Here is a 24,614-nt window from a genome sequence, read left to right on the forward strand (position 1 = left end):
CGGTCAGGTCTTCGCCCACCGCAGGATCTCACCGAGCACCAGCTCCGGTGCCTCCAGGTGCGGGAAGTGCCCCACCCCGTCGAGCAGTCGCCACTCGTACGGGGCGACGACGTACCGGCCGGACCCCAGCGCGGTCCGGGGCAGCGAGGCGGCGTCCAGGGCGCCGTGCAGTTGCAGGGTCGGGGTGGACAGCGGCTTCTGCATCAGGCGGACGAACCGGTAGCCGTGCAGCCGCAGCAGGGAGCGGAACGCCCAGCGGTAACCCTCCAGCGCGCAGAACGCGGCCTGCGGGATGCACATCGCCTCCCGGCACCGCTCGGCGTACGCCTCGAAGCCCGGCCCGGCCACCCACTGTGGGCCGCCCCACCGGCGCATGATCTCGCCGACCGCCGCGGCGCCGTCGCGGGTCAGCACGTGCTCGTAGCGGGGTAGCTGGAACTTCAACGCCGGCGTGGAGGCGGTGAACTGCCCGCGTGGGTCGGCGAAGATGGCGGCGCGCAGCCGCAACGGGTGCGGTGCCGCGAGCACCACGAGCCGGCGGACCAGGGACGGGTGGAACGAGGCCACCGTCCAGGCCACCATGCCACCGAGTCCGCTGCCGACGATGGTCGCGGATCGTTCACCGAGCGCGCGGATCAGCCCGGCGATGTCGGCGGCGAGGGTGTAGCCGTCGTACCCCCGGGGTGGTTTGTCGCTGGCGCCGTAGCCGCGCAGGTCGACGGCGACCGCCCGGAAGCCGGCGTCGGCGATCGCCGGCAGCATTTGGTGCCAGGCCCACCAGTGCTCGGGGAAGCCGTGCAGGAAGAGCACCATCGGCCCGGTGCCGGCCTCGACCACGTGGAACCGGCTGCCGTTGGCGCCGACGAAACGGTGCGTCCACGGCCCCTCGGTGAGGACACAGGACTCGTCGACGGCTCCGTCGCGCTGGTCGGTCATGGCAGACAGCCTAGGACCCGGTTGCCGCAGCCGGCCCCGGTGGTCGCGTTGAACAGGGGAAAGCCCCGGGTTGTCCCGGACCGGGGGCCAGGGAGGCCGGCTCGACCGTCAGTGGGGGAAGCCGGTCCGGGTCGTCACCGGGTCTCGTACAACGGGCGACGCCCGGGCAGTTGACCTGCCCGGGCGTCGCTTGTTGGTGCGGGATCAGTGGTCAGCTGATCCGGATCTTCATCGAGGTGCCGTCCTGCTCCAGAACCTTGATCTTGACACCGGTCGCGGGGAGCTTGACGCCGTGGTTCGGCAGCTCCTCGTAGAAGTACTTCTTGGTGTCGTCGAACAGCGGCTCAGCGGCCTGGCCACGGATGTACTGCGGCTGGCTGTTGAGGTGCAGGGTGAACGAGTCGGCCTTGTTCAGGCTGAACGGGGCGTCGTACATCTGGACGCGGGCCCGCCACGGTGCCCCGGTCAGGTTGTAGATCGGGCGCGGGTGCGCGTCGATGTACAGGTTGCGACCCTCACCGGGGTGACCACCCGGGTTGGTCGGGGAGGCCGGGGCGGTGTTGTTGTCGGAGAACCGGGTGTTCCAGTACGAGATGAGCAGGCCCTCCTGGTACGCGTAGTGGTCCACCCAGTCTGGGCGGGTGTTCGCGTAGCCGAAGAAGTACGGGCCGGTCTTCAGGTACTTGTCGTACGAGACGTACGACCGGTTGCCGGCGATGTAGAAGTTGTCGAACAGTCGGGTGTAGGTCGCCCCGACCACCTCGAACTTCTCCAGGTTCCAGCCGGCGGCGGTCTCGGCGCCGTCGCTGAACACGGTCTGGCCGTCGGCGGTCACGGTGATCGCGTCACCGAAGAAGCCGCCCTCGGACACGCCACCGTCGGTGACGTAGTGCAGGCGGACCTGCGCCGACTTGCCGGCGACCGAGGTCAGCGGGATGTTGATGTCCGCCCAGGCGCCGTTGCTGCTGCCGGCGAGGGCCGGGCGACCGGCACCGTCCACGCCGATCGGCTTGCCGTTGACAGTGCCGTCGAGGTCGGTCCAGGACTGACCGCCGTCCGTCGACGCCTCGAAGTAGAGGTAGTCGTAACCCGCTTCGATGCTGTACTTGCCCTTGAGCGACAGCGCCGCCGAGGACTTGCCGGTGAGGTCGAACGTCCTCGTCATCTTGCTGTCGAGGTTGTCCTCGTTACCGGAGAAGTACTGCTTGGAGCCCTCGAACGGCGGACCGTAGTTGAAGGTGTATTCCCTCTGGGGCAGCACGACCACGACGGCCTGTGCTTCCTTCGAGTTGTATTCCTGTGGGCCGAGCTTCAGCGTCTGCTTCTGCCCCGCCGCGACCACCTCGTAGTCGAGCCAGCCGAGCTGGAACTTGTTCCACGCGCCGAGGTCGCCGCCACGGTCACCGATGCCGACGTCGTTCTTCGCGCCGAGCCGGCTCTGGGCCATCAGGGTCCAGTGCTCGTTGCTGTTGTCGGCGGGGCCGTAGTCGTCCGGCAGGCCCAGGTCGTGGCCGTACTCGTGGTAGAAGACGCTGCGGCCGCCGTTTTCCGGCTGGATCGTGTAGTCGCGGATCCAGACGCCGGTGTTGCCGATCTGGGTGCCGCCGATCGGGAAGTTCGGCGGGCCCACGGGCGAGCTGTTGAAGGCCGACCAACGGTGGCTCCAGATCGCGTCCTCACCCTGCTGCGGGTCACCGTCGGCCTGGTCGCCGCCGGAGTGGACGATCTGGAAGTGGTCGATGTAGCCGTCCGGCTCGTTGAAGTCGCCGTCACCGTCGTAGTCGAAACGGTCCCACTGGTCGAAGGACTTCATCTCGGTGGCGATCTGCGCGTCGGTGCGGCCCTTGGCCTTCTGGTCGGCGACCCACTGGTTGGCGGCGTCACGGATCAGGTTCCAGGTGTTCGAGCAGACGTTGTCGCCGCAGACGGCGGGGTCGCCGGTCGGGTCGTCGTCGGCCTTCGGGTCGTCGGAGCGACCGTAGCGGGCCTCGTTGTACCGGACCTTGACCCAGTCGGTCACCTCACCCTCGACGGTGTAGCGACCCGAGGACTGCGCCTCGTAGTACTGCTTGAGCGACTCGTCGCCCGGGTTGGTGCCGAAGTAGAGCTGGCGGAAGTGATCCGGGCTGAAGTCCGGCTGCCAGATGGTGGAGTTGTCCACGGCCCGGTTGGGCTCGGGGATCTTGTTGTGCAGCGGGCCGTCGAACGTCGCCGGTCCGGCGATGTCCGGGTTCATGTCCTTGTCCGGGTAGGACGGGTGCCGCTCGTCACCGAACTCGGCCAGGATCACGAAGATCTTGTCGGTCCGCTCACGCTTGAGCTCGACGTACTGATCCCTGGTCTCCTGGCCGCCGCCGGCGGCGGAGCGCGCCTTGGCGTTGGTGCCCGTCTTGCCGACCTGGCCGACCTTGACGACAGTGCTGCCGTTGCGCTCGATCGGCTTGCTGCGCCCGCTCAGCACGTCGGCGAGGCCCTGCTCACGCAGCTCGCGGCGCTTGTCCTCGAGCTTGTCGGGGAGCTCATCCTTCAGCGCCTGTGGTTCGGCAGCGGCCGGTGCCGCTGCCGGCAGTTTGGGCTGCGGGGCGGCCGAGGCGGACGGGCCGAACGCCAGGCCTGTCGCCGTCAGTGAAAGCCCGAGCAGACCCACTGCGACTTTGCGCACGTGGTACCTCCGGTGTGAGGGATCCGGCCCAACGGGGGTACGGGCCGGTGGGAGATCGATCCCACTAGTGGGACCATTGGTGAACATAGACACTGGCGGGACGGGTGGGAAGACGATCGCGTCGATTTGTTGCAAGATTTTGTTGGGAATGCTTTTCACCGTCACACCCCACCGGTTCATCAGCCGTGCTGAGCAGCTCGGACCCGGACGTGAACGTATACAACGACGTCCCTCGATCACGTTGATCGCACATACGACAGTGGGGCCGGCAGCGTCTCCGCCACCGGCCCCACCGTTTCAGTTGTCGATCTGCGAAACCGTTACTTCTTGGCCGGCGTCACGTAGATCGTGGCGGACGAGTTGTCCGCGGCCGCCTTCTTGATGGTGAGCGAGACGCCGTAGTTCACACCCTGGTCACCGGGGTTGCCGGTGCCCAGCACGATCGCGCCACCGCCCAGGGTCACGCCGTAGAACTCCGGCGCCGGGCTGCCGTCCGGGTTGGTGACCCGGGTGGTGTACGGCGCGTTGCCACGCGACGGCAGAACCACCGACGCGTCGTTGTCCCGGGCGTACGCCGCGCCGTCGCGCATCTCGATGCCCGGGTACCAGCCCTTGGCGTCGGTGAACGCCTTGACCGGCGCCTGGCCCTTGAACTTCGTGCAGTACGCGCTGTACGGCTCGTTCGCGGCCTCCAGGCACTCGGTGAACGGGTAGGTCCGCTGCAACGAGAAGGCCGCGTTCGACGACTGCGGACGGCTGGGCAGGTTGTCCGTCACCGACGGGTCCTTCACCGCCGCCTCACCCGTACGCCGGTACGGGTCGAAGTGCGAGTCGACGATGAGCAGGCCACCCTTCGCGCCGTAGCTGGGCAGCGCGGTCATCTGCCCGGTGACGTGGTTGACGTCGCCGAGCGCGGTGTCCCGGTACCAGACCAGCATGCCCGGCGCGTTGTACTTGATCCGGTCGACCTTCCACGCCTCGTGGGAGTAGATGGTGTCGTAGGTGTACTGCAGGCCCTTGTCGAAGCCGTCGAAGTTGCGCCACTCCGCCAGGTAGTACTGGGCGTGGACCTCGGTGCCGCTGGAGACCTTCCAGCCCGCGCCGGTGGTGTCGACGAAGGTGCCGCCGGTGGCGGTCCAGCCGTTGTCGCCGCCCTCGACGTCGTCACTCCAGGTGGTGGCGCCGCCGCCGGTGACCGAGAAGTCGTCGACGAACCAGTTGCGCTCCTCGAACGCCTCGTCGGTGGCGAGGCGCAGCCGCAGCTGCACGGTCGTCCCCGCGTACGCCGACAGGTCGACGTAGTCGTGCCGCCAGCCGTCGGTGCTGCCGGTCAGGCCGTACTTCTTGCCGCCGAAGTCGTTCATCCGGCCGTTCGGGTCCGGGTAACCGTCCGGCGTGGTGACGACAGTGCCACCCTCGTCGTACACCTTCTGCTCGGTCCAGGTCGTGCCACCGTCGGTGGAGAGCTCGACGAAGCCGTAGTCCCAGTCGTCCTCGATGATGTAGTTGTTCCACATCCAGAACTTCGAGTCGGCGGCCGCCGGTACGTCGACCGAGCGGCTGAGCTTGACGTCGGCCCACTCCTGGTCGTTGTTGCTGTGCCACATCTTCGTGCCGCTGTGCGGGGTCGCCAGCGTCGTCACCTTGTCCGGCAGGTCGACCTTGATGCCGTCCTCGGAGTCGATCGGGGTACGTGACGTCTGGCCCAGCTTGACCTCGCGGGGGTTCGACCCGGGGCGGATGGTCAGCGGGTCGGCCCAACCGAGCACCCACTTGTCCCAGATGCCCATGTGCGTCGGCAGCGCCTGGAAGATCTCACCCGAGTGCGAGCCGGAGGCCATCAGGTCCCAGAAGTCCACGTCGGAGTCGGCGTTGCCGGACGTGTCGTAGAGGTCCGGCAGGCCCAGGTCGTGGCCGAACTCGTGAGCGAAGACGCCGACACCGGCGTCCTCCGGCTGCACGATGTAGTTCGAGGCCTTGAGGTTGGTGCCCGGGATGGTGTAGCCACCGGCGATCGTGGAGGAGTGCGCCCACACGGCGTACACGCCCTCGGCGCCGCCGCCACGGGACTTGCCCTGACCGGCGTGCACCAGCACGAGGTGGTCGATCACGCCGTCCGGCTCGAAGACGTTGCCGTCACCGTCGCGGTCGGCCTGGTCCTCGATGTCGTAGTCGGCCCAGGGGAAGTTCGGGTCCTTCGCGACGAGCGCGTCGATCGCGTCGGTCGCCAGGCGGCCCGCGCCGGCCGGGTTGTCCGGGTGGCCGTTCATCGACTGCTCACGGCCGGGAACCCAGGCGCCGGTCTCGTCCTGGAAGCAGCGGTTGGCCGCGTACCAGCCCTCCGAGTGCGGCACGGTGATCCACGGGCTGGCCTGCCCGTCCACCGTGTACGCGTTCTTGGACATCTCCAGGTACATGTTGTGCATGGTGCGACCGGACAGGTCGATGCCCTTCTTGCCGTCCGGGCCCTTCAGGTCCGTGCGGACCCGCTCGGTGATGCCCTTCTTGCTGTACAGCATCTTGTTGTAGTGCTGCGGCGAGAAGTCCGGCACCCACATCGAGTTGTTGTCCTCGTGGGGCAGGCGCGCCGGGTCCGGGATCTTGTTGTGCTTCGGGCCGTTCTGGACCGTGCCGGGCACGCAGGTGCGGTCCTCGAACACCGTCTTGGGGACCATCACGTCGGTGAAGTCGTCGTTGGCCTTGTCGTTGAACTCGACAAGCAGCGTCAGCAGCTTCGCCGTCTGGGTGGTCGGCGCCTTCTTGAACTTGCGCGGGTTCTGGCCCGTCTTCAGCGACTTGGCCTCGTCCTTGGCCAGCTGCCGCGCGGTCACCGGGTTGCCCCGGGCGTGCTTCTGGTCGAACTCGCGCGCGGACTCCACGGCAGGGGTGTAGACGCCACCCTTGCCCTTCACCTCACGGCCGGCGGTGTCCGGCTGCACCTCGGGCTCGGCGTAGTTGATGTAGTACTCGTCCGCCCCGATCACCGCCCGCGGGGTGTCGGACGAAGGCTTGGCGGCCGCGCTGCCACTCACGGTCAGTGACGTGGCCGCGAGGGCGATGACGGGTAGCGCGACGAGTAGTCGTCGGCGCGACCCCGGACGGGAGTTTCTGTTCATGCCACTCCGTTTCTCGGGCAGAGGACGTCGGCCGGATCCGGTGGCGTGGGCTCATCGGGGCCGCCCGACGAGCGTGAAACTAAATGACAAACAACCCGTACGGCGGGATCGTGATCGATGCGTTATCTGTTTAACTCCCGTATCACATATGCGCGGCGGGCGTGCCTCCACAAAAGACGACGGTGGGTGACGGTCCGTCCGGACCGCCACCCACCGTTGGGGTACGCCTACCGTCAGTCCTCGTCGGACTTCGCGCCGCCCATCCCTGACGAGATGAGGTCCATCACCGAGGAGTCCTGCAACGTCGTCACGTCGCCCAGCGACCGGTTCTCCGCCACGTCCCGCAGCAACCGGCGCATGATCTTGCCGGAGCGGGTCTTCGGCAGCTCCGGCACCAGCATGATCTGGCGCGGCTTGGCGATCGGGCCGAGCGTCTTCGACACGTGATTGCGCAGGTCGGCGATGAGCTGCTCGCCCGCGTCACCACTGATGTCAGTGCTGCCCCGCGGGATGGCGAACGCGACGATCGCCTGACCGGTGGTCGGGTCGGTGGCGCCGACGACCGCTGCCTCGGCCACCGACGGGTGCGACACCAACGCCGACTCCACCTCGGTCGTCGAGATGTTGTGCCCGGACACCAACATCACGTCGTCCACCCGGCCGAGCAGCCAGATGTGCCCGTCGTCGTCCTTCTTCGCGCCGTCACCGGCGAAGTACATCCCCTGGAAACGCGACCAGTACGTGTCGATGAACCGGTCGTCGTCACCCCAGATGGTGCGCAGCATCGACGGCCACGGCTCACGCAGCACCAGGTAGCCGCCACCACCGTTCGGCACCGACTGGCCCTGGTCGTCCACCACGTCGGCCACGATGCCCGGCAGCGGCGTCATCGCCGAACCCGGCTTGGCAGCGGTGACCCCCGGCAACGGCGAGATCATGATCGCGCCCGTCTCGGTCTGCCACCAGGTGTCCACGACCGGCAGCTCGCCCCGGCCGACGTGCTGGCGGTACCACATCCACGCCTCCGGGTTGATCGGCTCGCCGACGCTGCCCAGCAGGCGCAGCGAGGACAGGTCGAAGCCGGCCGGAATGTCGTCGCCCCACTTCATCATCGTCCGGATCAGGGTGGGCGCGGTGTACAGGATGCTCACCCCGTACCTGTCGATGATCTCCCAGAACCGGCCCTTGTGCGGCGTGTCCGGGGTGCCCTCGTACATCACCTGGGTGGCGCCGTTGGAGAGCGGGCCGTACACGATGTAGGAGTGCCCGGTGACCCAGCCGATGTCGGCGGTGCACCAGTAGACGTCGGTCTCCGGCTTGAGGTCGAACACCGCGTGCGTCGTGTACGACGCCTGGGTGAGGTAGCCGCCGGTGGTGTGCAGGATGCCCTTCGGGCGGGCCGTGGTGCCGCTGGTGTACAGGATGAACAGCGGGTGCTCGGCGTCGAACGGCTGCGCGGTGTGCTCGGCCGAGGCGGTCTCCACCGTCTCGTGCCACCAGTGGTCCTTCGCCGACCACGCCACGTCCTCGCCGGTGCGGCGAACCACCAGCACGTGCTCCACTGACGGGGAGTTCGCCACCGCCTCGTCCACAGTGGGCTTCAACGCCGACGGCTTGCCCCGCCGGTAACCACCGTCCGCGGTGATCACCACCTTGGCGCTGGCGTCCTGGATCCGGTTGCTCAACGAGTCGGCGGAGAAACCACCGAAGACCACGCTGTGCGCGGCGCCGATCCGGGCGCAGGCCAGCATGGCCACCGCCGCCTCCGGGATCATCGGCAGGTAGATCGCCACCCGGTCGCCGGCGGTCACCCCCAGGTCGGTGAGCGCGTTCGCCGCCCGGCAGGTCAGCGCGTGCAGGTCCGCGTACGTGATGGTGCGGGTGTCGCCCGGCTCGCCCTCCCAGTGGATCGCCACCTTGTCGCCCAGGCCCGCCTCGACGTGCCGGTCCAGGCAGTTGTACGCGACGTTGAGCTGCCCGCCCACGAACCACTTCGCGAACGGCGGGTTCGACCAGTCGAGCACCTCATCCCACTTCTTCGACCAGGCCAGCCGGTCGGCCTGCTTCGCCCAGAAGGCCAGCCGGTCGGCCTCGGCCTCGGCATACGCGTCGACGGTGACGTTGGCGTGCGCGGCGAGTTCGGCCGGCGGGGGGAACTGGCGCGTCTCGTTCAGCAGATTGGCCAATGCCTCGCTCATGCCGTGACTCCTCATCCTCGGGGTGACCTGGGTCTCGATGGCACGAGGGTAGTCGCGGACCCCCCCACCCGGCCACGGCTGCCCACTCCGTCGCGCCGAGTGGCCCCCGCCGCGCGCCCGACGGCCCGTGCTGGCCGGTCCCCGCCCGGGTCGTCTGCGCGGGGCACCTAGATCGACACGGGTTCCTTGAAGTTGCGGTGTCCTGGTGAGGTGGACGCCCCGACTTCAAGAAACCCGTGTTGACCTTGCGCCGCGCCGCGCCGCGCCGGGTCGGGGTGGGGCGGCTCGGGTGGTCCGGGTCGCGTTGCGGGCGGGTGCGGCCCGCCGGGTCGGGTCGGGTCGTTAGCGTGACGGGGTGACCACCGACCCGCTCGCCCCGTTGCTCGCGCTCGCCGACATCGCCGCCGCCGTCGAGCAGGCCCGCGAACGGTTCGACCAGGCGCTCGGGCACCGGGCGCTGCGCCGACACGGCGGACAGGTCGCCGCCGAGGTCAGCCTGCGCTCCGCGGTGGCCAGCGCCGCCCTGGAGGGGGCCGGACACGAGCGCGAAGCCGTCCGGGCCGGCACCGTCACCGACCCGGTGCTGCAAGGGGCGCTGCGCGTCGCCGGGGCGTTGCCGGGCCTGAGCGAGCTGTGGCCGAAGGCGCCCCGCCAGGCACTCGCGAAGCTGCACGTGCTCGCCGCCCGGGACCTGGTGCCGGAAGCCGAACTGGGCCGCCCGGTGGCCGACCCCGTCGTCGCCACCCGGCTGGACGGGCTCGCCGGCCTCATCGCCGGTGGCACGAAGGTCTCCCCGTTGGTGCTCGCCGCCGTCGTCCACGGGGAGCTTTTGAACCTGCGCCCGTTCGCCGGGCCGTCCGGCGTCGTGGCGCGCGGAGCCGCCCGGCTGGTGCTGCTCGCCACCGGCCTCGACCCGCGTGGCCTGCTCGCCGTCGACGTCGGGCACCGCGAACGGGAACCCGAGTACGTCGGCGCGGCCGGTGCCTTCGCCACCGGCACCCCCGACGGGCTGCGCTCCTGGCTACGCCACTACATGGCGGCCGTCGAGGTCGGCGCCGACCAGCTCACCACCATCGGAGACGAGATCCTCGCCGCCGCCTGAGCGGCGATCAACCCCGCCGCCGCCGGAGCGGCCCGCCCTCGGCGTCGATCATGGAGTTGTGGTCCCCCGCAAAGGGTGCCCATTGGTCGAAGTCGCCCACCATACGTCCAAGATCGACGTGAGGGGGCGGGTGAGCGGCGTAGTCAGGCGGTGGTGGCAGCCCGGGTGCGACGGTGCCGCCCGTACCAGGCGATGCCGATGGCCACACCCACCCCGACCCCCAGGGCCGCCGCGGCCACCGGAACCGCAGGCCGTTCCCGCCAGCGCCGGCCCAGCGGGATCGGGTGCCGGAACTCCAGCACCGGCCACGCGTTCTCCGACGCCAGCTTGCGCAACTGCCGGTCCGGGTTGACCACGCTCGGGTGGCCCACGCACTCCAGGAGCGGACGATCGCTGTACGAGTCGGAATAGGCGTACGAATCAGCCAGGTCGTAACCCCGGACGGCGGCCAACTCGCTGACCGCCTCCACCTTGCTCGGGCCCGCCGCGTAGAACTCGACCTCGCCGCTGTACCGGCCGTCGCGCACCGTCATCCGGGTGGCGATCACGTCGGTCACCCCGAGCAGCTCGCCGATCGGACGGACCATCTCCTCGCCGGACGCCGACACCAGCACCACGTCCCGCCCAGCCGCCTGGTGCTCCTCGATCAGAGCGGCGGCTTCGGCGTACACATAAGGGTTGATCAGCTCGTGCAGCGTCTCCGCGACGATCTGACGAACCTGCTCCACCTGCCAGCCCTTGCAGAGCGCAGCCAGGTAGTCCCGTGTTCGGGCCATGGTCTGCTCGTCGGTGCCGCCCAGCCGGAACATCAGCTGCGCGTACGCCGACTTGACCACGTCACGTCGAGTGATCAGCCCGTCCCGGTAGAACGGCCGACCGAACGCCAGGGCGCTCGACTTGGCGATGACGGTCTTGTCCAGATCGAAGAAAGCGGCACTTCGGCCCACGGCGCGAAAGTCTAGCCGGATGGTCTATCGTCGGCGGGTGCCCGGGGTCATGCCACCCCTCAGACCTGCGGGCTGGCAGCACCATCTCCGCTCCGCGTGATCACGCTCACACTCTGCGAGGAGATTTTCGCACTGAGTGGAGTCGGCACCACTCGACGTGACGGGCCCGCTCAGGCAGACTTGTCCGTACGACGAGCTTTCACATCCTCGAAACAGGCAGACCCTCAGCGGTTGCACCCCCCGTGACCGCTGAGTGGTTCGGCTCGACCCCCCCGGAGCCGAACCTCCGACGACCCCCGTCTCCCCCCGACGGGGGTCGTCCCTTTCTCCTGGGAGCGCGCCACCGCAGCTCATGCTGACGAGCCGCACTCCGACTAGCCTGCCCCCATGGCCCCGCCGTTGGACCTCTCCAGTCCGGCCGCACGTCGGGAAGCGCTCCGGATGGTTGACGTGGACGATCCCGGCCCGCGGCACGCGATGCTCCGTGAGATCTTCGACCTCGAAAGAACATGGCGCGAAGGTCCGGACCCGGGCGAGAACGACGAGTACGAGCAGATCTACCTGGCAGCGTTCCTGCTGTTCCTGATCGGCGATCCGGCGGACTCGCCCCGCCTGTACGGGGCGAAGTTCCGCACCGGCGACATGGACCTGGGTATCGGCTTCGATGCGCAGGCGATCTTCGGAGCGGGCACCGGCGAAACGCTCCGGTGGCTCCTGGCCAACGGCTACACCGACGAGCACGCGCATCTGTCTGAGTGGCTGTCGCAGGGGGCGGACCCCACGATCGAAGACTGGGCCACGCACGTACGCCGGTACTTCTACTCCGCAAACGGCGCACTGCGCCTGGATCCGCTCTAGGCGCACGCAGTTTCAGCCGTCCGTCCCTCGCGGCCTTGGCGATGACGTCCTTGAACCTGAGCGGGTCGGATTCAGCCCTCCCGCCCCACCTCGTGGCGGACAGTGCGATCGCCGCGTGGCGGGTAATTTGCCGAACGGGACGAGCTGAGGAGGTAACAGGTGGCTGCTGGTGGCTTCTCGTCGAAACGGCTGGCTCGGGTTCGGGGGTTGCTGGAGCACCACGTCGAGTCCGGCTTCGTCCCGGGCGCGGTGGTCGTCCTCGCCCGCCACGGTGAGGTGCACATCGAGGCAACGGGTCGCCTCGCCTTCGAGGGGTCCGGGTCGCAGACGCCGATGGCGGCCGACACGATCTGTCGCCTGGGCTCGATGACGAAGCCCATCGTCGCCGTGTGCGCGATGACCCTCGTCGAGGACTGCACCCTCCGCCTCGATGACCCGGTCGACGATTTTCTGCCGGAGTTGGCGGACATGACAGTGCTCGCCGATCCGCACGGCCCACTGGACGACACCGTCCCGGCGGCACGGCCGATAACGCTGCGGGACGTCCTGGACGGCACCCTTGGCACGGGCATGGTCCCCGCCGAACCCGGAACGGTACCCATCGCCGACGCGCTGGACGCTCTCGTCTATCCGTCGCTGGACGAGTGGATCCGCCAGCTCGGCGCTCTTCCCCTCGTCCACCAGCCGGGTGAGCGTTGGATGTACGACACCGCCGCCAACGTCGCCGGTGTGCTCATCGCCCGGGCCACCGGCATGTCCTTCGGGGATGCCATCCGGGAGCGGGTCTGCAAGCCACTGGGCATGACCGACACCGCCTTCCACGTGGGTAGCGAGAGCATCAGCCGGCTCGCGACGGCGTACGAGCGCGACAACGCCGCCACCGACGAACCGGTTGTCGAAGACGCTCCCGACGGACGGTTCAGCCGACCGCGGTTGTTCGAGTCCGGGGGCGGCGGGCTCGTGTCCACCGCCCAGGACTACCTCGCCTTCGCGTCGGCTCTGCTCGCGGGCGGCACGCATCGCGGTGAGCGGGTGCTGTCCCGGCCGGCGGTGACGCTGATGACCAGCGACCACCTGACCTCGGAGCAGAAGGCCCACTCCGGGTTCTGGCCGGGGTACTTCGACGCCATCAGCTGGGGTCTCGGATTGTCGGTCCGCACCCGCCGTACGCACCTCGGGCCCTCGGTCGGCAGCTACGGCTGGCCCGGCTTCTATGGCACCGCCTGGTACAACGATCCCGCCGAGGACCTGACGGCGATGGTGTTCATGCAGCGGGCGCACGCGGGTGACCAGCGGCTGCCGATGTGGCACGACTTCTGGACCACCGTCTACCAGGCGATCGACGACTGACCGCAGCGTTCGCTTCCCGGTCGGGCATCCGCCCTTGGCCGCGCGGTAATCCCGAGGCCCTCAGCGACACAAGCCAGGGTGAGAGTCACCGAGGCAATGGGGGTTCGGGTGGGTCCACCGAAGAAGCGGGACGAGGGCTGGTTCACCAGTCTCTACGCCGCCGAGTACGAGCACATGGTCCGATACGGCCTGCGCCGGCTGGCTGATCGGGATGCGTCGGCGGAGCTTGCCCAGGAGGTCTTCGTCGTCGCCTGGCGTCGTCGCGCCGAGGTGCCTGACCGCAGTCTTCCCTGGCTGTACGGGGTGGCCCGGCGCCTTCTGGCGAACCAGTGGCGGTCGCGACGTGCCGCCCCGGACCTCCTTTCGATCACCGATGTCGACCTTGAGCGGCTGGCCGGATCATCGGGTGCCGACACGAGCGTCGGGGTCGCCGACATCTGGGCTGCTCTGACCGGCCTCAACGACCTCGACCAGGAGATCCTCCGGCTGGTCGGGTGGGAGGAGCTGACGGTGTCCGAGGCGGCCAAGGTTCTCGGTTGCACCGGGGCCACCGCTGCGGTGCGCCTGCACCGCGCACGTCGCCGTCTTGCCGAAGTGATGTCGGACCGGCCCACGCCGACCCGGCGTAGCCCGATGTTGGTGACCAGCCGAGAGGATCTGTGATGTTCGGAGCAGAGCGAACCCGTACTCTTCTCGGCCCGGCCGACCCGGCCCGGAACGCCGCCGTCGGGCCACCGCTGGTCTCGGCGCGAGAGCTGATCGACCGCGCCGACGCTACTGGCACGGTGGCCGGGCGTCGTCGCGTACGACCGACCCGCCGGGTGGTCCTGACCGCCGGGACGCTGGCGGTCGCGGCCGGTGCGGTGGCTGTGCTCCAACCGTTCGGTGGGGCCACACCGGACACCCCGGGGTCGGCGCCGGGCACGGTGCTCGTGCCGGTCGCGTACCAGTTCGACGCGGATCCGCCGGCGGCGGGCCCGCAGCTGCGCCTGCTGGCCGACAAGATCAAAGATGCGGGGTACGACCACCAGAGCGGGCGCTACATGTACCACCACACGAAGGTGTGGGGCGATCCGGTGATGACCTCAGCCGACGGCCGCCACCACGTGGCCTTCGCCAGTGAGACGAAGCTCTGGCAGGCCGTCGACGGGACCGGTAACCAAATCAGGACCCAGCTGGAGCCGCAGTACCCCGACCAGGAGTCTCGGGACTACTGGCAGCGCGAGAGCATCGGGCGACCAGCAGCTACCGGCACCCCCGCACCGAGCGTCAGGCCGCTGCCGCCCGAGGCGCTCAGGCCGCTGTCGGCCGACCCGTCCGAGCTCCGGGAGCGGCTGAAGGTCGAGTACGGCGCGGGGGCGGCGAGCAAGTGGGTCGGCACGCTCTATGGGCAGTACGTCGTGCCCCGTGCGACCCGAGCGGCGGTCCTGCGGGTTCTCGCCGACGTGCCCGGTTTCCGCTGGCGGGGGCAGGTCACGGACCGTGCCGGCCGCAATGGAGTCGCCGTCACCTTCGACGACCGCGAACACGACCAGCAATCTCTTCTGATCTTCGATCCGAACACGGGCGAATTGCTCGCCCATGAGCTGTTGACGCTGTCGCCCATGCGGATCAGCTCGTACGAGGTGATCCTCGATGCCGCCTGGACAAATCAGCCCGGCTGACCACCGACTCGCGGGGCCGCTCCGTTCGGGAGCGGCCCCGCTGTCTTCACCGCAGCGGCGCTAGCTGCGGGGTTGCCCGTGCCCGTAGCAGATCAACTGTCTCGTCGGGTGTTATCCACAGCCCACCAGGTTGTCCACAGGCGGCGACATTGGGGCGGCCTACGTGGCGGATTCCGAGCAGGGTCGGCGGCATACCAGAGCCCGACCGCTGGAGGCCGCGATGCCACCCCGTACCACGGTTCCGCCGATCCGCCGGCTTCCGCTGGTCGTCACCGGCGACGACGATCTGCTCGATGATGTGCTCCGGCTCGCCGCCGTCGGCGGGACGGAGGTGGAGTTCGCCCGCGACGCGGCGGCTGCCCGTACCCGCTGGCTTCCCGCACCTCTGGTGCTGCTCGGCGCCGACCAGGCGCAGGCGTGTCTGCGGGCTCGGCTGCCGCAGCGGCCCCGGCTGGTGCTGGTCGGCCGGGCCGGTCAGCTCGACCCCGGCTGGCAGGTGGCGGAGCTGATCGGCGCCGAGCACGTCGCCACGCTGCCGGCCGCGGAGCCGTGGCTGGTGGATCGGTTCGCCGAACATGATCCGGACCGTCCGGCCGGCGTCGGCGCCCGGATCGTCGCGGTCCTCGGCGGTCGGGGCGGTGCGGGCGCGAGCGTGCTCGCCGGTGGCCTCGCGGTGACCGCCGCCCGGGCCCGGCTGCGCACTCTCCTCGTCGACGCCGATCCGCTCGGTGGTGGCCTCGACCTCGTGCTCGGTTGGGAGCAGTTGGAAGGCCTGCGCTGGCCGTCGCTGACCAGCGCCGACGGACGGGTGGACGCGCCGGCGTTGGTGCGGGCCCTGCCCAGCCGGGGTGATCTCGTGGTGCTCTCCTGGGATCGCGGCGAGATGCTGGCATTGCCGGCGACGGCGATGGCGGCGACTGTGGACGCCGCCCGGCGTGGGCGTGACTTCGTGGTGATCGACCTGCCCCGACAGCTCGACGACGCGGCGGTGGTGGCGTTGCAGGCCGCCGACCAGGCATTCGTCGTCGTGCCGGCCGAGTTGCGCGCCACCGCGGCGGCAACTCGGGTGGTGGCCGCAGCCGCCCCGCACTGCGCTGCGCTCTCGGTGGTGGTGCGTGGGCCCGCCCCGGGGCGGCTGAGGGCGGCGGAGGTGGCACGCGCGTTGGGCCTTCCGCTGGCCGGCACGCTGCGCCCCGAGCCGGGGCTCTGCCGTGGGCTGGAGCGGGGTGAGGCGCCGGCCGCCGGGGGAAAGGGCCCACTGGCCGCACTCTGCCAACGGATCGTCACCGACCTGACCGGCGTACCGGCCACGGGTGCGGCATGACCGGCCGGCCGGAGGACGGCACGCTCGCCGCCCGGGTGCGGCAGCGGATCGCCGCCGCCACCACCCCGGTCACCGCGGCGGCGATCGTCTCCGCGGTACGGGCCGAGCCAACCGCCGCGGTGCTCGGTGACACGGCCATGCTGCGCATCGCCGACCGGGTACGCGACGACCTCGTCGGCGCTGGGCCGCTGGCGCCGCTGCTCGCCGACCCGGAGGTCACCGACGTCCTCGTCAACGGCGTTCGGGTCTGGGTCGACCGGGGGTCGGGGCTGCATCAGGTCGCCGTTGCGTTGGGCTCGGTGGACGACGTCCGCCGGCTGGCGCAGCGGCTGATCGCCAGCGCCGGGCGGCGACTCGACGACGGCTCCCCGTACGCGGACGCGCGCCTTCCCGACGGCACCCGACTGCACGCCGTGCTGCCGCCGGTGGCCACCGAAGGTCCGTACCTGTCCCTGCGGACCTTCCGGCACCGGCCGTTCACCCTCGACGAGTTGGTGCGCCAGGGGACGGTGCCGCGACCGCTGGCACCACTGCTCGCCGCCGTCGTCGCCGCCCGGCTGGCGTACCTGGTGACCGGGGGCACCGGGTCGGGCAAGACGACGTTGCTCAACACGCTGCTGGGGATGGTGCCGGCCACCGAACGGATCGTGCTGGTGGAGGACGCCGCCGAGCTGCGTCCGGGGCATCCGCACGTGGTGAGCCTGCAGGCGCGTACCGCCAATGTGGAGGGCACGGGCGTGGTCAGTCTCGCGGACCTGGTGCGGCAGGCGTTGCGGATGCGCCCGGACCGGCTGGTGGTCGGGGAGTGCCGGGGCGGTGAGGTTGTCGACCTACTGGCCGCGCTCAACACCGGCCACGACGGGGGTGCCGGCACGCTGCACGCCAACGCACCGTCCGACGTGCCCGCCCGGTTGGAGGCCCTGGGCATGTTGGGTGGGCTGCCCCGCGCCGCGCTGCACGCCCAGGTGGCAGCCGCGTTGCAGGTGCTGTTCCAGGTGCGACGCGGCGATCAGGGCCGGGTCCTGGAGTCGGTCTGCCTGCTACTGCCCGAGGGGCCCGAACGGATGGTGACGGTGGTGCCCGCCTGGGTGCGCGGCGGTGGGCTCGGGCTCGCCGCCCGTGCTCTCGGGGCGCTGCTGCGGGAGCGTGGGGTGGCGGTGCCGCCCATCCTCAGCGAGCCGTGGCCCGGATCGGCGGGTCCGGCATGACCGCCCGGACGATGCTGGGGGCGGCGCTGCTCCTGGTCGCCGCCGCCCTGGTGGCATGGCCCGTACGGAGCGTGCGGGCCCGTCGACGTCGGGTGCTGACGCCGGGGCGGAGGGTCGGCGGTCTCGATCCGGATGACGCCCTGGTGCAGTGGATCAGGGAACTCGGCAGCACTCCGGACTTGCTGGTCGACGGCATCGGCGCTGCCCCGACCTCGGGTCGTCCGGTCCGGATCACCGATGAGCCGGGTACCGCCGCCGGTGCCAACGGAAGGCGGACGGCACTCGGCTGGCCCGACCGGGACGTCATCCGCAGCCCGAGATGGCCGGGCGCGAAAGGCGGCTTCACCCGTCCGGAGGGCCCGACGCGTCCGCCGGCCCGTCGAGATCCCCGACGCCCGATCGGCACCGCCCGGCCGGAGCAGGCCACCACCATGCTCGACGCGGAACAACCGCCTGCGGCGGCGGCCACGGTCACGATCGCTGTCGGTGGCGTGGACGTGGACGGTCCGACCGGCGTCCCCGGCCCGGCAACTGCCGACGGGTGCGGCCAGCTGGATGCGGGCTCTCGGGGCGACGTGTCCGGTGCGGCGGTGGCCGGCGGATGGGCGATCGCCGATCACCACGACGACCTGCGCGTCGACCCGACCGGCAGAACGCCGGGTACGCCTCCGTCGGTGCGCATCTCCCGATCGGCAAGGCGCGTGCTGCCGCTGGTCGGCCTCTTCGGCGGCGCTGTGGGCGCCCTGGTCGGCGGTCCGGTGGCGGCGGTGGCGATGGCCGGGTACGGCACGCTGGCAGTGCGCGCCGCGCTGCGTTGGCGACTGAACCGGAGCGCCGAGCGGACCCGACGACGCGGACTGGACCAGCTCTGCGGCCTCGCGGCGGACCTGCGGGCCGGGCTGCCCGTCGCCCGTGCGCTCGACGTCGCGACCGTGGAGCGTGACGGGGCCGGCCGACTCCGCCGGCTGACCTCGGCGGCGGTGCGGTTGGCCGACCGGACCGGCGCGCCGCTGGCGGAGCTCGTCGAACGGATCGAGGCGGACGCCCGGGCGACCGATCGGGGCCTGGCCGCAGCGGCAGCCCAGGCAGCTGGTGCGCGGGCCACCGCCTGGCTACTGGCAGCGCTGCCGATTGGCGGGATCGGGCTGGGGTACGGCATCGGTGTCGACCCCATGGCAGTGCTCCTGCACAGCACAGTCGGTGGAGCCTGCGCCGTTGTCGCGGTCGCCCTTCAGGCGGTGGGTCTCCTCTGGGCGGAACGGCTGGGCGCGACCCCGGGGCGGGCCGGATGACGGCCCGGCGCCCTGCTGGCCAGGCCGGCCCGGCGGACCAACGCAGGGCAACGGGCCAGCAGGTCTCAATGGGCCAGCCCAATGGAGCGAGTCAGCCCAGCTCAACGGGCCAGCCCAGTGCAGCGGGTCAGCCGATCTCGGCCGGTCGCCGTCGGCGGCGGCCGGACGCGATCCGGCTCGTGGCGGCGCTGGGTGGGCTCGCCGTGGCCATCGTCGTCGGGGGCTGGCTCGGGCTGCTCGGTGCTGTCCCGGCCGCGTTCCTGCTCGATGTCCTGCTGCGGCGGATCGAGTCGCCCGCTGCGCGCAGGCAGCGGCAGCAGGAGGCCGCCGACCTGCCGCTCGCCGCCGACCTCCTGGCCGCGGCGATGCGGGCGGGAGCCCCGGTGGACCGCTCGGTGCTGGCCGTCGCCGAGGCGTTGGACGGGCCGCTCGCCGGTCGGTTGGCCCGGGTGGGCCGCACGCTGCTGCTCGGTGGTGGTCCAGCGGAGGCGTGGTCCGCCCTGGACGGAGTGCCCGGCGCGGATCGGCTGACCTCGGCGGCGTTGCGCTCGGCCAACAGTGGTGCCGCCCTGGCCGGCGCACTGACCCGGCTCGCCGACGACCTGCGCGCCGACCGGGCCACCGCCGCCGAGGCGTCGGCCCGCCGGGCGGGTGTGCTCATCGTCCTGCCGCTGGGGCTCTGCTTCCTGCCGGCGTTCATTCTCGCCGGACTCGTGCCGGTGATCGTCGCCGTTCTCGGCGACGTGCTCTGACCCATCGAGAAGGGAAACAATCATGCGCAAACTCATCGCTCGCCTGCGCGGGGATGCCGGAATGAACACGGCCGAGTACGCCGTGGGCACCCTCGCCGCGGTCGCCTTCGCCGGGATCCTGCTGAAGGTGCTGACCTCCGGCAACGTCCAGTCGGCGCTGACCGCTGTCATCGACCGGGCACTGAAGTGATCAGGCGCCGGCGGGCCGGCCGTCCCTCAGGATCGAGCGTTCCCGGGCTGGCGGCAGGCGGCGGGCGCAGAGGTCGCCTCCTCGTACGGGCCGCTGGTGGGGACCGGGGGTCCTTCACCGCCGAACTGGCGGCCGGCCTGCCGGCGCTTCTGCTGCTCCTGCTTGCCGGCCTGACCGCGGTCAACGCCGTCAGCGCACAGGCGGGTTGTCTGCACGCGGCCCGGGAGGCGGCGCTCGCCGCCGCCCGGGGCGCGGACGGCGACGCGGAGGGTGGCCGTGCGGCGCCGCCGGGGGCGGCGGTGTCGGTGTCAGTCGAAGGCGACCGGGTGCACGCGACGGTAAGGGCACCCGTCCGGACGTTGGGCGGGCGGCTACCCCGGATCACCGTGGTCGCCACCGCCGTCGCGGCCGTCGAACCGGGTGCAGACGAGAGGAGTTGGTAGTGCGACGAACTCGCGGTCCGTCGCTCGGCTCCGGTCACGCCCCGGCCGCCCGAGGGCTCGTCGCTGGTCGGCCGGACCGGCAACGCGGTGGCGCGACAATCCTGCTGCTGGCGATGGGGCTCGTCTTCGTGGTGTTCGGGACGTTCGGCGCGGCCATCGTCGCGGCCGGCATGGCGAGCCAGCGGGCGGCGGTGGCAGCCGACCTCGGCGCGCTGGCCGGGGCCGCCCGGGCGCTCGACGGCGACGCGGTGGCCTGCGCGTCCGCGTCCGACCTCGCCGGTCGCAACAACGGCCGGCTGGTCAGCTGTCACCTCGACGGGCTGGACGTGCTGGTGACAGTCGAGGTGGCGTTCACGCCGCTACCCGGCCTGACCAGGGTGGCTGCGGCGAGCGCCCGTGCCGGCCCGGTGCGAAGCTGACCCTCGCGGTGGCGTCGCTACTAACCGCTGTCGCGGCTAGCACAGGGCGCGGCCAGCGGAGGGCGCGGCCAGCGGAGGGCGCGGTCCGTCGAGGGTTCGGCCGGTGGACGGTTCGGCCGGTGGGGGGCGCGGTCTGTCGAGGGCGCGGCCGGTGAAGGGAAGGGCTTGGCCCTCATCGCAGCGTGAAGCACAAGTACGGGCTGGCGCGTGGTCGGAGGAACCAAGGGCCTGCGTCAGATTGGTGGGTGCTTTGGAGCTGAATCGGTTACGACATCAAGGCCGATGCGTTTACGACATCAGCTCCAAAGGGGCGCCAGACCAGTCAGGGGGTCGAGTCACCAGCGGCCCGCTGTCTGGGGCAGCGCGGTCCGACGGCCTGCCGGCCGGGGGCAGTGCGGTTCAACGGTCTGCCGGCCGGGGGCAGTGCGGTCCGGCGGCCTGCCGGCCGGGACTGGTCCAGGTCCAGGCCGGCAGCCGAGGATTGGGTGGCCGCGACGGCGACCGCTGAGGGTCATCGCACCGCCCTCGTCCGGGCCGGTTGCGTCAGCGGGACTGGAGCGCGTCGAGGGCGACGGCCATCGCGATGACCAGGCGACGGTCGATCTGCGGGTGCTGCACCTCGACGACGTACTTGTCGCGCAGGCCCCACTTCTTGATCACAGAGAAGACCGGCTGGCCGCCCGCGGTGAAGTCGAAGTGGTACGGCAGCCAGGACAGCGAGTCGACGAATCGACGCAGCAGCGCCACCGGCAGGCTCCGCTCCTGGCCGGTCACCTGCGGCAGGCCGGCCTGCTCGACGTGCCAGGTGGAGCGCAGCAGCGACTGGGCGAAGTCCTTACGGAACAGGCCGATCGGGTTGCCGGCCGCGTCGGTGACGTCGTACGTGGCCCCGAGGTCGATGCGCTGGCGGGCCTTGAAGCCGAGCAGCGGCTGCTGCTTGGAGTCATCCGTGTAGATGGTCACCTGCTCCTTGAAGGCGAGCCGCTTCTGCTGCGCGAACGCCAACAGCTCACCCTCGCTGCCGTCCGGGGAGACCGCCCGGACCTCGTACTGGTTGACCATCATGCGCAGGCGCTGGCGAATGTGGAACTGGTGCTGGCCCTGCAAGTTGTCGAGCTGCATCTGAACTCCTCTGGGGGTTGGTGCGCCGGAGTCTCGCACAGCCCGACAACCGTCGCGCCCCCTGCGGTCCATGATCAGTTGCTGCTGGGTAGTCGTCGAGCCCGTCGGACGACTACCCAGCCCGGAGTGATCACTGGTGCCCTTGCAGGACCACCCCGGCAGACCTCAGCGACTGTCGACGGAGGTCGCGGCCCGCAGCGCCCAGGTGTTGAGCACCTGGTGGATGCCGCGCAGCCGCTCGTTGATCTGTTCCAGCCGTTCCGCCTGGGCCAGGGCGGCCAGTGCCGACCCCAGCGCGATCTGCTGGTCGAGGGTGAGATTGTCCTGGTCGATGGTGTAGAGCAGGTCGACGGTCTCGGCGATGGTGTCGGCCACAGCTTCTCCTCGGGCACGGGGGGCGATCAGCAACAAAGGCATCGATGGAAGCGCTCCCACATCATTGTGCCCCGTGCCATGCCGGTTCATGCAAGCTGCTCAGCGCGGCAGGTTGGCCAGCACCACGTCGAGCACCCGGATCGCGTCCGGTTTGGAGAGGGGGTTGTTGCCATTGCCGCATTTCGGTGACTGCACGCAGGATGGACATCCGGTCTCGCAGCCGCACTCAGCGATCGCGTCCCGGGTGGCCCGCAGCCACGCCGCCGCCGTCCCGTACGCCCGCTCGGCGAACCCGGCGCCACCCGGGTGCCCGTCGTAGACGAAGACGGTCGGCGCTTCGGTGTCCGGGTGCAGTGCGGTGGAGAGCCCGCCGATGTCCCAGCGGTCGCAGGTGGCCATCAGCGGCAGCAGGCCGATCGCGGCGTGTTCGGCGGCGTGCAACGCACCCGGCACATCGGCCGGCTGGACCCCGGCGAGGGCCAACGACTGCGGCGACAGGGTGAACCAGACCGCCACGGTGCGCAGCTCCCGGGTCGGCAGGTCGAGCGGCCGGGTGTCGATCACCTCGCCGGTGGCGATGCGCCGCCGCTGGTACGACACCACCTGGCTGGTCACATCCACCTCACCGAGGAACATGCCGACCGGCCCGGCGTCCACGTAGGAACGCACCGACACCACTGACAGGTCGGTGACGTCGCGGGCGTGGGTGGACCAGTCCGGCTCCTCGGCGTGCACCAGCGCGCACCCGTCGACGAGGTCGAGCCGGTCGACCACGTACGAGACGCCCTGGTGCAGGTAGACCGCGCCGGGGTGCAGCAGGAAGTGCGAGGAGCCACCGTCGACGGTGCCGAGCAGCCGGCCGGTCGACGACTCCACCACGGCGACCGGGGCGCCGCCCTCGCCGCGCAGGTCCACCTCGGGCCGCTCCCGGTGCCGCCAGTACCAACCGGTGGGCCGTTGCCGCAGCGCCCCCGCCGCGACCAGCTCGTCGACCGCCTCCTTCGCCCCGTCGCCGAAGAGCGCCAGGTCGGCCGGGGTGAGCGGTGCCTCCGCCGCCGCGCAGGCGAGCTGCGGGGCCAGCACGTACGGGTTGGCCGGGTCGAGCACCGTCGCCTCCACCGGTGCCCCGAAGATCGCCTCCGGGTGGTGCACCAGGTAGGTGTCCAGCGGGTCGTCCCGCGCCACCAGCACCGCCAGGGCCTCCTGCCCGGAACGCCCGGCCCGGCCCGCCTGCTGCCACAGTGACGCCCGGGTGCCCGGGTAGCCGCAGATCAGCACCGCGTCGAGCCCGACCAGGTCCACGCCCAGCTCCAGCGCGTTGGTCGAGGCCAGGCCGAGCAGGTCGCCGTGCAGCAGGGCGCGTTCCAGCTCGCGCCGCTCCTCCCGCAGGTAGCCGCCCCGGTAGGCGGCCACCCGGTCGCCGAGCCCCGGCACCGCGTCGTCCAGTGCGCGACGGGCGTTGGCGGCCACCACCTCGGCGCCCTTGCGGGACCGGACGAACGCGAGGGTGCGTACCCCTTCGGCGACGGTGTCGGCGAGCAGGTCCGCGGTCTCGCGCAGCGCCGACCGGCGGACCTGCCGGAGGTCGTCGTGGTCACCGTTGCCCTGCGGCGGCACCGACCGGGAGGGGTCGTCGCCGGTCGCCTGCGGCGGCACCGGGGACGACGAGCCCGGTGACACCGGCGGGGACGAGCCCGCGTCGGGTGGCAGCAGCGGCGGCTCCCAGAGCGCGAAGGTCACCCCGCCCCGGGGGGAGGCGTCCTCGGTGACCGCCGTCACCGGCAGACCGGTCAACCGCCCGGCCGCCGTCGCCGGGTCACCGGACGTCGCCGAGGCGAGCACGAACACCGGGGTGGCCCCGAACCGGGCGCACTGCCGGCGTAGCCGACGCAGCACGTGCGCGACGTGCGAGCCGAACACGCCCCGGTAGGTGTGGCACTCGTCGATCACCACGTACGCGAGGCGGCGCAGGAAGCCGGACCACTGGGCGTGCCCGGGCAGGATGCCGTGGTGCAGCATGTCGGGGTTGGTCAGCACGAACCGGGAGTGCCGGCGGATCCACTCCCGCTCGGTGCGCGGAGTGTCGCCGTCGTAGCAGGCGGGGCGTACCCCTTCCAGTTCCAGCGCGGCGACGGCGCGCAACTGGTCCGCGGCGAGCGCCTTGGTCGGCGCCAGGTAGAGCACTGTCGCCCGGGGGTCGGCCAGCAGGGTGGCCAGGGCCGGAAGCTGGTACGCCAGGGACTTGCCGGACGCGGTGCCGGTGGCGACGACCACGTGCTGGCCCTCGTACGCCAGGGTGGCCGCCTCGGCCTGGTGCTGCCAGGGCGCGACCACGCCGCGCCCGGTGAACGCCGTGCGCAGTTGCGCCGGTGCCCACGACGGCCAGGGCGCGGGCACCCCGGCGCGGGCCGGCACCCGCTCGACGTGGGTGACCGGGTCGGCGGCACCCCGGGCGCGCAGCCGGCGCAGCAGGTCGACCGGCGCTGGCCCGGGACCAGCGGATACGGTGGCCGCGGACGACGACTCCAGGTCGTGGCGCGGTGTGCCGCGCGCGGAGCTGAAGTCGTTGGAGGTCACGCCCTGCACTCTCGCACTGGTGTTCGGAGATGAAAAGTCGGACACCGGGGTAAGGGGTAGCCTCCGCTGGCGTCCGCAG

General features: G+C 71.1%; 20 protein-coding genes. 12 read left to right on the plus strand and 8 right to left on the minus strand.

Annotated features, from left to right (window positions below):
• Positions 1-3: 3 nt before the first annotated feature.
• From QCZ28_RS01110 to acs, 4 genes are all read right to left on the minus strand, one after another.
• Positions 4-936: an alpha/beta hydrolase gene (locus QCZ28_RS01110; protein WP_279514792.1), complete on the minus strand. Its 933-nt coding sequence runs from the start codon at positions 934-936 to the stop codon at positions 4-6.
• Between the two features lie 211 nt (positions 937-1,147).
• On the minus strand, positions 1,148-3,583 hold the full coding sequence (locus tag QCZ28_RS01115) for an immune inhibitor A domain-containing protein (RefSeq protein WP_279515280.1): 2,436 nt from the start codon (positions 3,581-3,583) through the stop codon (positions 1,148-1,150).
• Between the two features lie 335 nt (positions 3,584-3,918).
• The gene (locus QCZ28_RS01120) at positions 3,919-6,714 is read right to left on the minus strand and encodes an immune inhibitor A domain-containing protein (RefSeq protein WP_279514793.1); all 2,796 of its coding nucleotides are present in this window, start codon (positions 6,712-6,714) and stop codon (positions 3,919-3,921) included.
• A gap of 233 nt (positions 6,715-6,947) precedes the next feature.
• The gene (gene acs / locus QCZ28_RS01125) at positions 6,948-8,912 is read right to left on the minus strand and encodes an acetate--CoA ligase (protein ID WP_279514794.1); all 1,965 of its coding nucleotides are present in this window, start codon (positions 8,910-8,912) and stop codon (positions 6,948-6,950) included.
• A gap of 355 nt (positions 8,913-9,267) precedes the next feature.
• Between acs and QCZ28_RS01130 the strand changes: the two genes are divergently transcribed.
• Positions 9,268-10,014 (plus strand): oxidoreductase, encoded by a 747-nt coding sequence (locus QCZ28_RS01130; RefSeq protein ID WP_279514795.1) that lies wholly within the window; start codon positions 9,268-9,270, stop codon positions 10,012-10,014.
• 143 nt (positions 10,015-10,157) lie between these two features.
• Here the strand turns inward: QCZ28_RS01130 and QCZ28_RS01135 are convergent, their stop codons facing one another.
• Entirely contained in the window at positions 10,158-10,961 is an 804-nt protein-coding gene (locus QCZ28_RS01135) for an HAD-IB family hydrolase (RefSeq protein ID WP_030334188.1), read from the minus strand.
• 387 nt (positions 10,962-11,348) lie between these two features.
• Between QCZ28_RS01135 and QCZ28_RS01140 the strand changes: the two genes are divergently transcribed.
• The 11 genes from QCZ28_RS01140 (at position 11,349) to QCZ28_RS01190 (ending at position 20,461) form a co-directional block, all read left to right on the plus strand.
• A complete protein-coding gene (locus QCZ28_RS01140; protein WP_279514796.1) occupies positions 11,349-11,819 on the plus strand; it encodes a hypothetical protein in 471 nt (156 codons plus the stop codon).
• A gap of 159 nt (positions 11,820-11,978) precedes the next feature.
• Positions 11,979-13,169 carry a serine hydrolase gene (locus QCZ28_RS01145; RefSeq protein WP_279514797.1) on the plus strand — a complete coding sequence of 397 codons (1,191 nt, stop codon included), beginning with the start codon at positions 11,979-11,981 and terminating at the stop codon, positions 13,167-13,169.
• 108 nt (positions 13,170-13,277) lie between these two features.
• A complete protein-coding gene (locus QCZ28_RS01150) occupies positions 13,278-13,832 on the plus strand; it encodes a sigma-70 family RNA polymerase sigma factor (RefSeq protein ID WP_279514798.1) in 555 nt (184 codons plus the stop codon).
• A complete protein-coding gene (locus tag QCZ28_RS01155) occupies positions 13,832-14,833 on the plus strand; it encodes a CU044_5270 family protein (protein ID WP_279514799.1) in 1,002 nt (333 codons plus the stop codon). The genes QCZ28_RS01150 and QCZ28_RS01155 overlap by 1 nt, the downstream gene beginning before the upstream one ends.
• Before the next feature lie 220 nt (positions 14,834-15,053).
• Positions 15,054-16,157 (plus strand): septum site-determining protein Ssd, encoded by a 1,104-nt coding sequence (gene ssd, locus QCZ28_RS01160; RefSeq protein ID WP_279514800.1) that lies wholly within the window; start codon positions 15,054-15,056, stop codon positions 16,155-16,157.
• Positions 16,154-17,365: a TadA family conjugal transfer-associated ATPase gene (locus tag QCZ28_RS01165; RefSeq protein WP_279514801.1), complete on the plus strand. Its 1,212-nt coding sequence runs from the start codon at positions 16,154-16,156 to the stop codon at positions 17,363-17,365. Before ssd ends, QCZ28_RS01165 begins: the two co-directional genes overlap by 4 nt.
• Positions 17,362-18,657 (plus strand): hypothetical protein, encoded by a 1,296-nt coding sequence (locus tag QCZ28_RS01170; protein ID WP_279514802.1) that lies wholly within the window; start codon positions 17,362-17,364, stop codon positions 18,655-18,657. Before QCZ28_RS01165 ends, QCZ28_RS01170 begins: the two co-directional genes overlap by 4 nt.
• Before the next feature lie 68 nt (positions 18,658-18,725).
• Positions 18,726-19,409: a type II secretion system F family protein gene (locus tag QCZ28_RS01175; RefSeq protein ID WP_279514803.1), complete on the plus strand. Its 684-nt coding sequence runs from the start codon at positions 18,726-18,728 to the stop codon at positions 19,407-19,409.
• A 22-nt stretch (positions 19,410-19,431) separates the two neighbouring features.
• Positions 19,432-19,599, plus strand: a complete 168-nt coding sequence (locus QCZ28_RS01180) for a DUF4244 domain-containing protein (RefSeq protein WP_081883916.1) — start codon at positions 19,432-19,434, stop codon at positions 19,597-19,599.
• Positions 19,600-19,646: 47 nt separating this feature from the next.
• Positions 19,647-20,042: a TadE family type IV pilus minor pilin gene (locus tag QCZ28_RS01185; protein ID WP_279515281.1), complete on the plus strand. Its 396-nt coding sequence runs from the start codon at positions 19,647-19,649 to the stop codon at positions 20,040-20,042.
• Positions 20,042-20,461 (plus strand): Rv3654c family TadE-like protein, encoded by a 420-nt coding sequence (locus QCZ28_RS01190; RefSeq protein ID WP_279514804.1) that lies wholly within the window; start codon positions 20,042-20,044, stop codon positions 20,459-20,461. The genes QCZ28_RS01185 and QCZ28_RS01190 overlap by 1 nt, the downstream gene beginning before the upstream one ends.
• Before the next feature lie 543 nt (positions 20,462-21,004).
• Here QCZ28_RS01190 and QCZ28_RS01195 read toward each other — a convergent pair.
• The 3 genes from QCZ28_RS01195 to QCZ28_RS01205 form a co-directional block, all read right to left on the minus strand.
• A complete protein-coding gene (locus QCZ28_RS01195; RefSeq protein WP_279514805.1) occupies positions 21,005-21,583 on the minus strand; it encodes a hypothetical protein in 579 nt (192 codons plus the stop codon).
• A gap of 165 nt (positions 21,584-21,748) precedes the next feature.
• Positions 21,749-21,958 carry a hypothetical protein gene (locus QCZ28_RS01200; RefSeq protein ID WP_030334221.1) on the minus strand — a complete coding sequence of 70 codons (210 nt, stop codon included), beginning with the start codon at positions 21,956-21,958 and terminating at the stop codon, positions 21,749-21,751.
• 99 nt (positions 21,959-22,057) lie between these two features.
• A complete protein-coding gene (locus QCZ28_RS01205) occupies positions 22,058-24,535 on the minus strand; it encodes a DEAD/DEAH box helicase (protein WP_279514806.1) in 2,478 nt (825 codons plus the stop codon).
• Between the last annotated feature and the right edge of the window lie 79 nt (positions 24,536-24,614).

It is taken from the genome of Micromonospora sp. DH14, from assembly GCF_029809455.1.
Lineage (GTDB): Bacteria > Actinomycetota > Actinomycetes > Mycobacteriales > Micromonosporaceae > Micromonospora > Micromonospora parva.

Coding starts and splice junctions, on each gene's coding strand:
- QCZ28_RS01110 (WP_279514792.1), bottom strand. CDS start 936: ATGACCGACCAGCGCGACGGAGCCGTCGACGAGTCCTGTGTCCTCACC.
- QCZ28_RS01120 (WP_279514793.1), bottom strand. CDS start 6,714: ATGAACAGAAACTCCCGTCCGGGGTCGCGCCGACGACTACTCGTCGCG.
- acs (WP_279514794.1), bottom strand. CDS start 8,912: ATGAGCGAGGCATTGGCCAATCTGCTGAACGAGACGCGCCAGTTCCCC.
- QCZ28_RS01140 (WP_279514796.1), top strand. CDS start 11,349: ATGGCCCCGCCGTTGGACCTCTCCAGTCCGGCCGCACGTCGGGAAGCG.
- QCZ28_RS01155 (WP_279514799.1), top strand. CDS start 13,832: ATGTTCGGAGCAGAGCGAACCCGTACTCTTCTCGGCCCGGCCGACCCG.
- ssd (WP_279514800.1), top strand. CDS start 15,054: ATGCCACCCCGTACCACGGTTCCGCCGATCCGCCGGCTTCCGCTGGTC.
- QCZ28_RS01165 (WP_279514801.1), top strand. CDS start 16,154: ATGACCGGCCGGCCGGAGGACGGCACGCTCGCCGCCCGGGTGCGGCAG.
- QCZ28_RS01170 (WP_279514802.1), top strand. CDS start 17,362: ATGACCGCCCGGACGATGCTGGGGGCGGCGCTGCTCCTGGTCGCCGCC.
- QCZ28_RS01175 (WP_279514803.1), top strand. CDS start 18,726: ATGGGCCAGCCCAATGGAGCGAGTCAGCCCAGCTCAACGGGCCAGCCC.
- QCZ28_RS01180 (WP_081883916.1), top strand. CDS start 19,432: ATGCGCAAACTCATCGCTCGCCTGCGCGGGGATGCCGGAATGAACACG.
- QCZ28_RS01195 (WP_279514805.1), bottom strand. CDS start 21,583: ATGCAGCTCGACAACTTGCAGGGCCAGCACCAGTTCCACATTCGCCAG.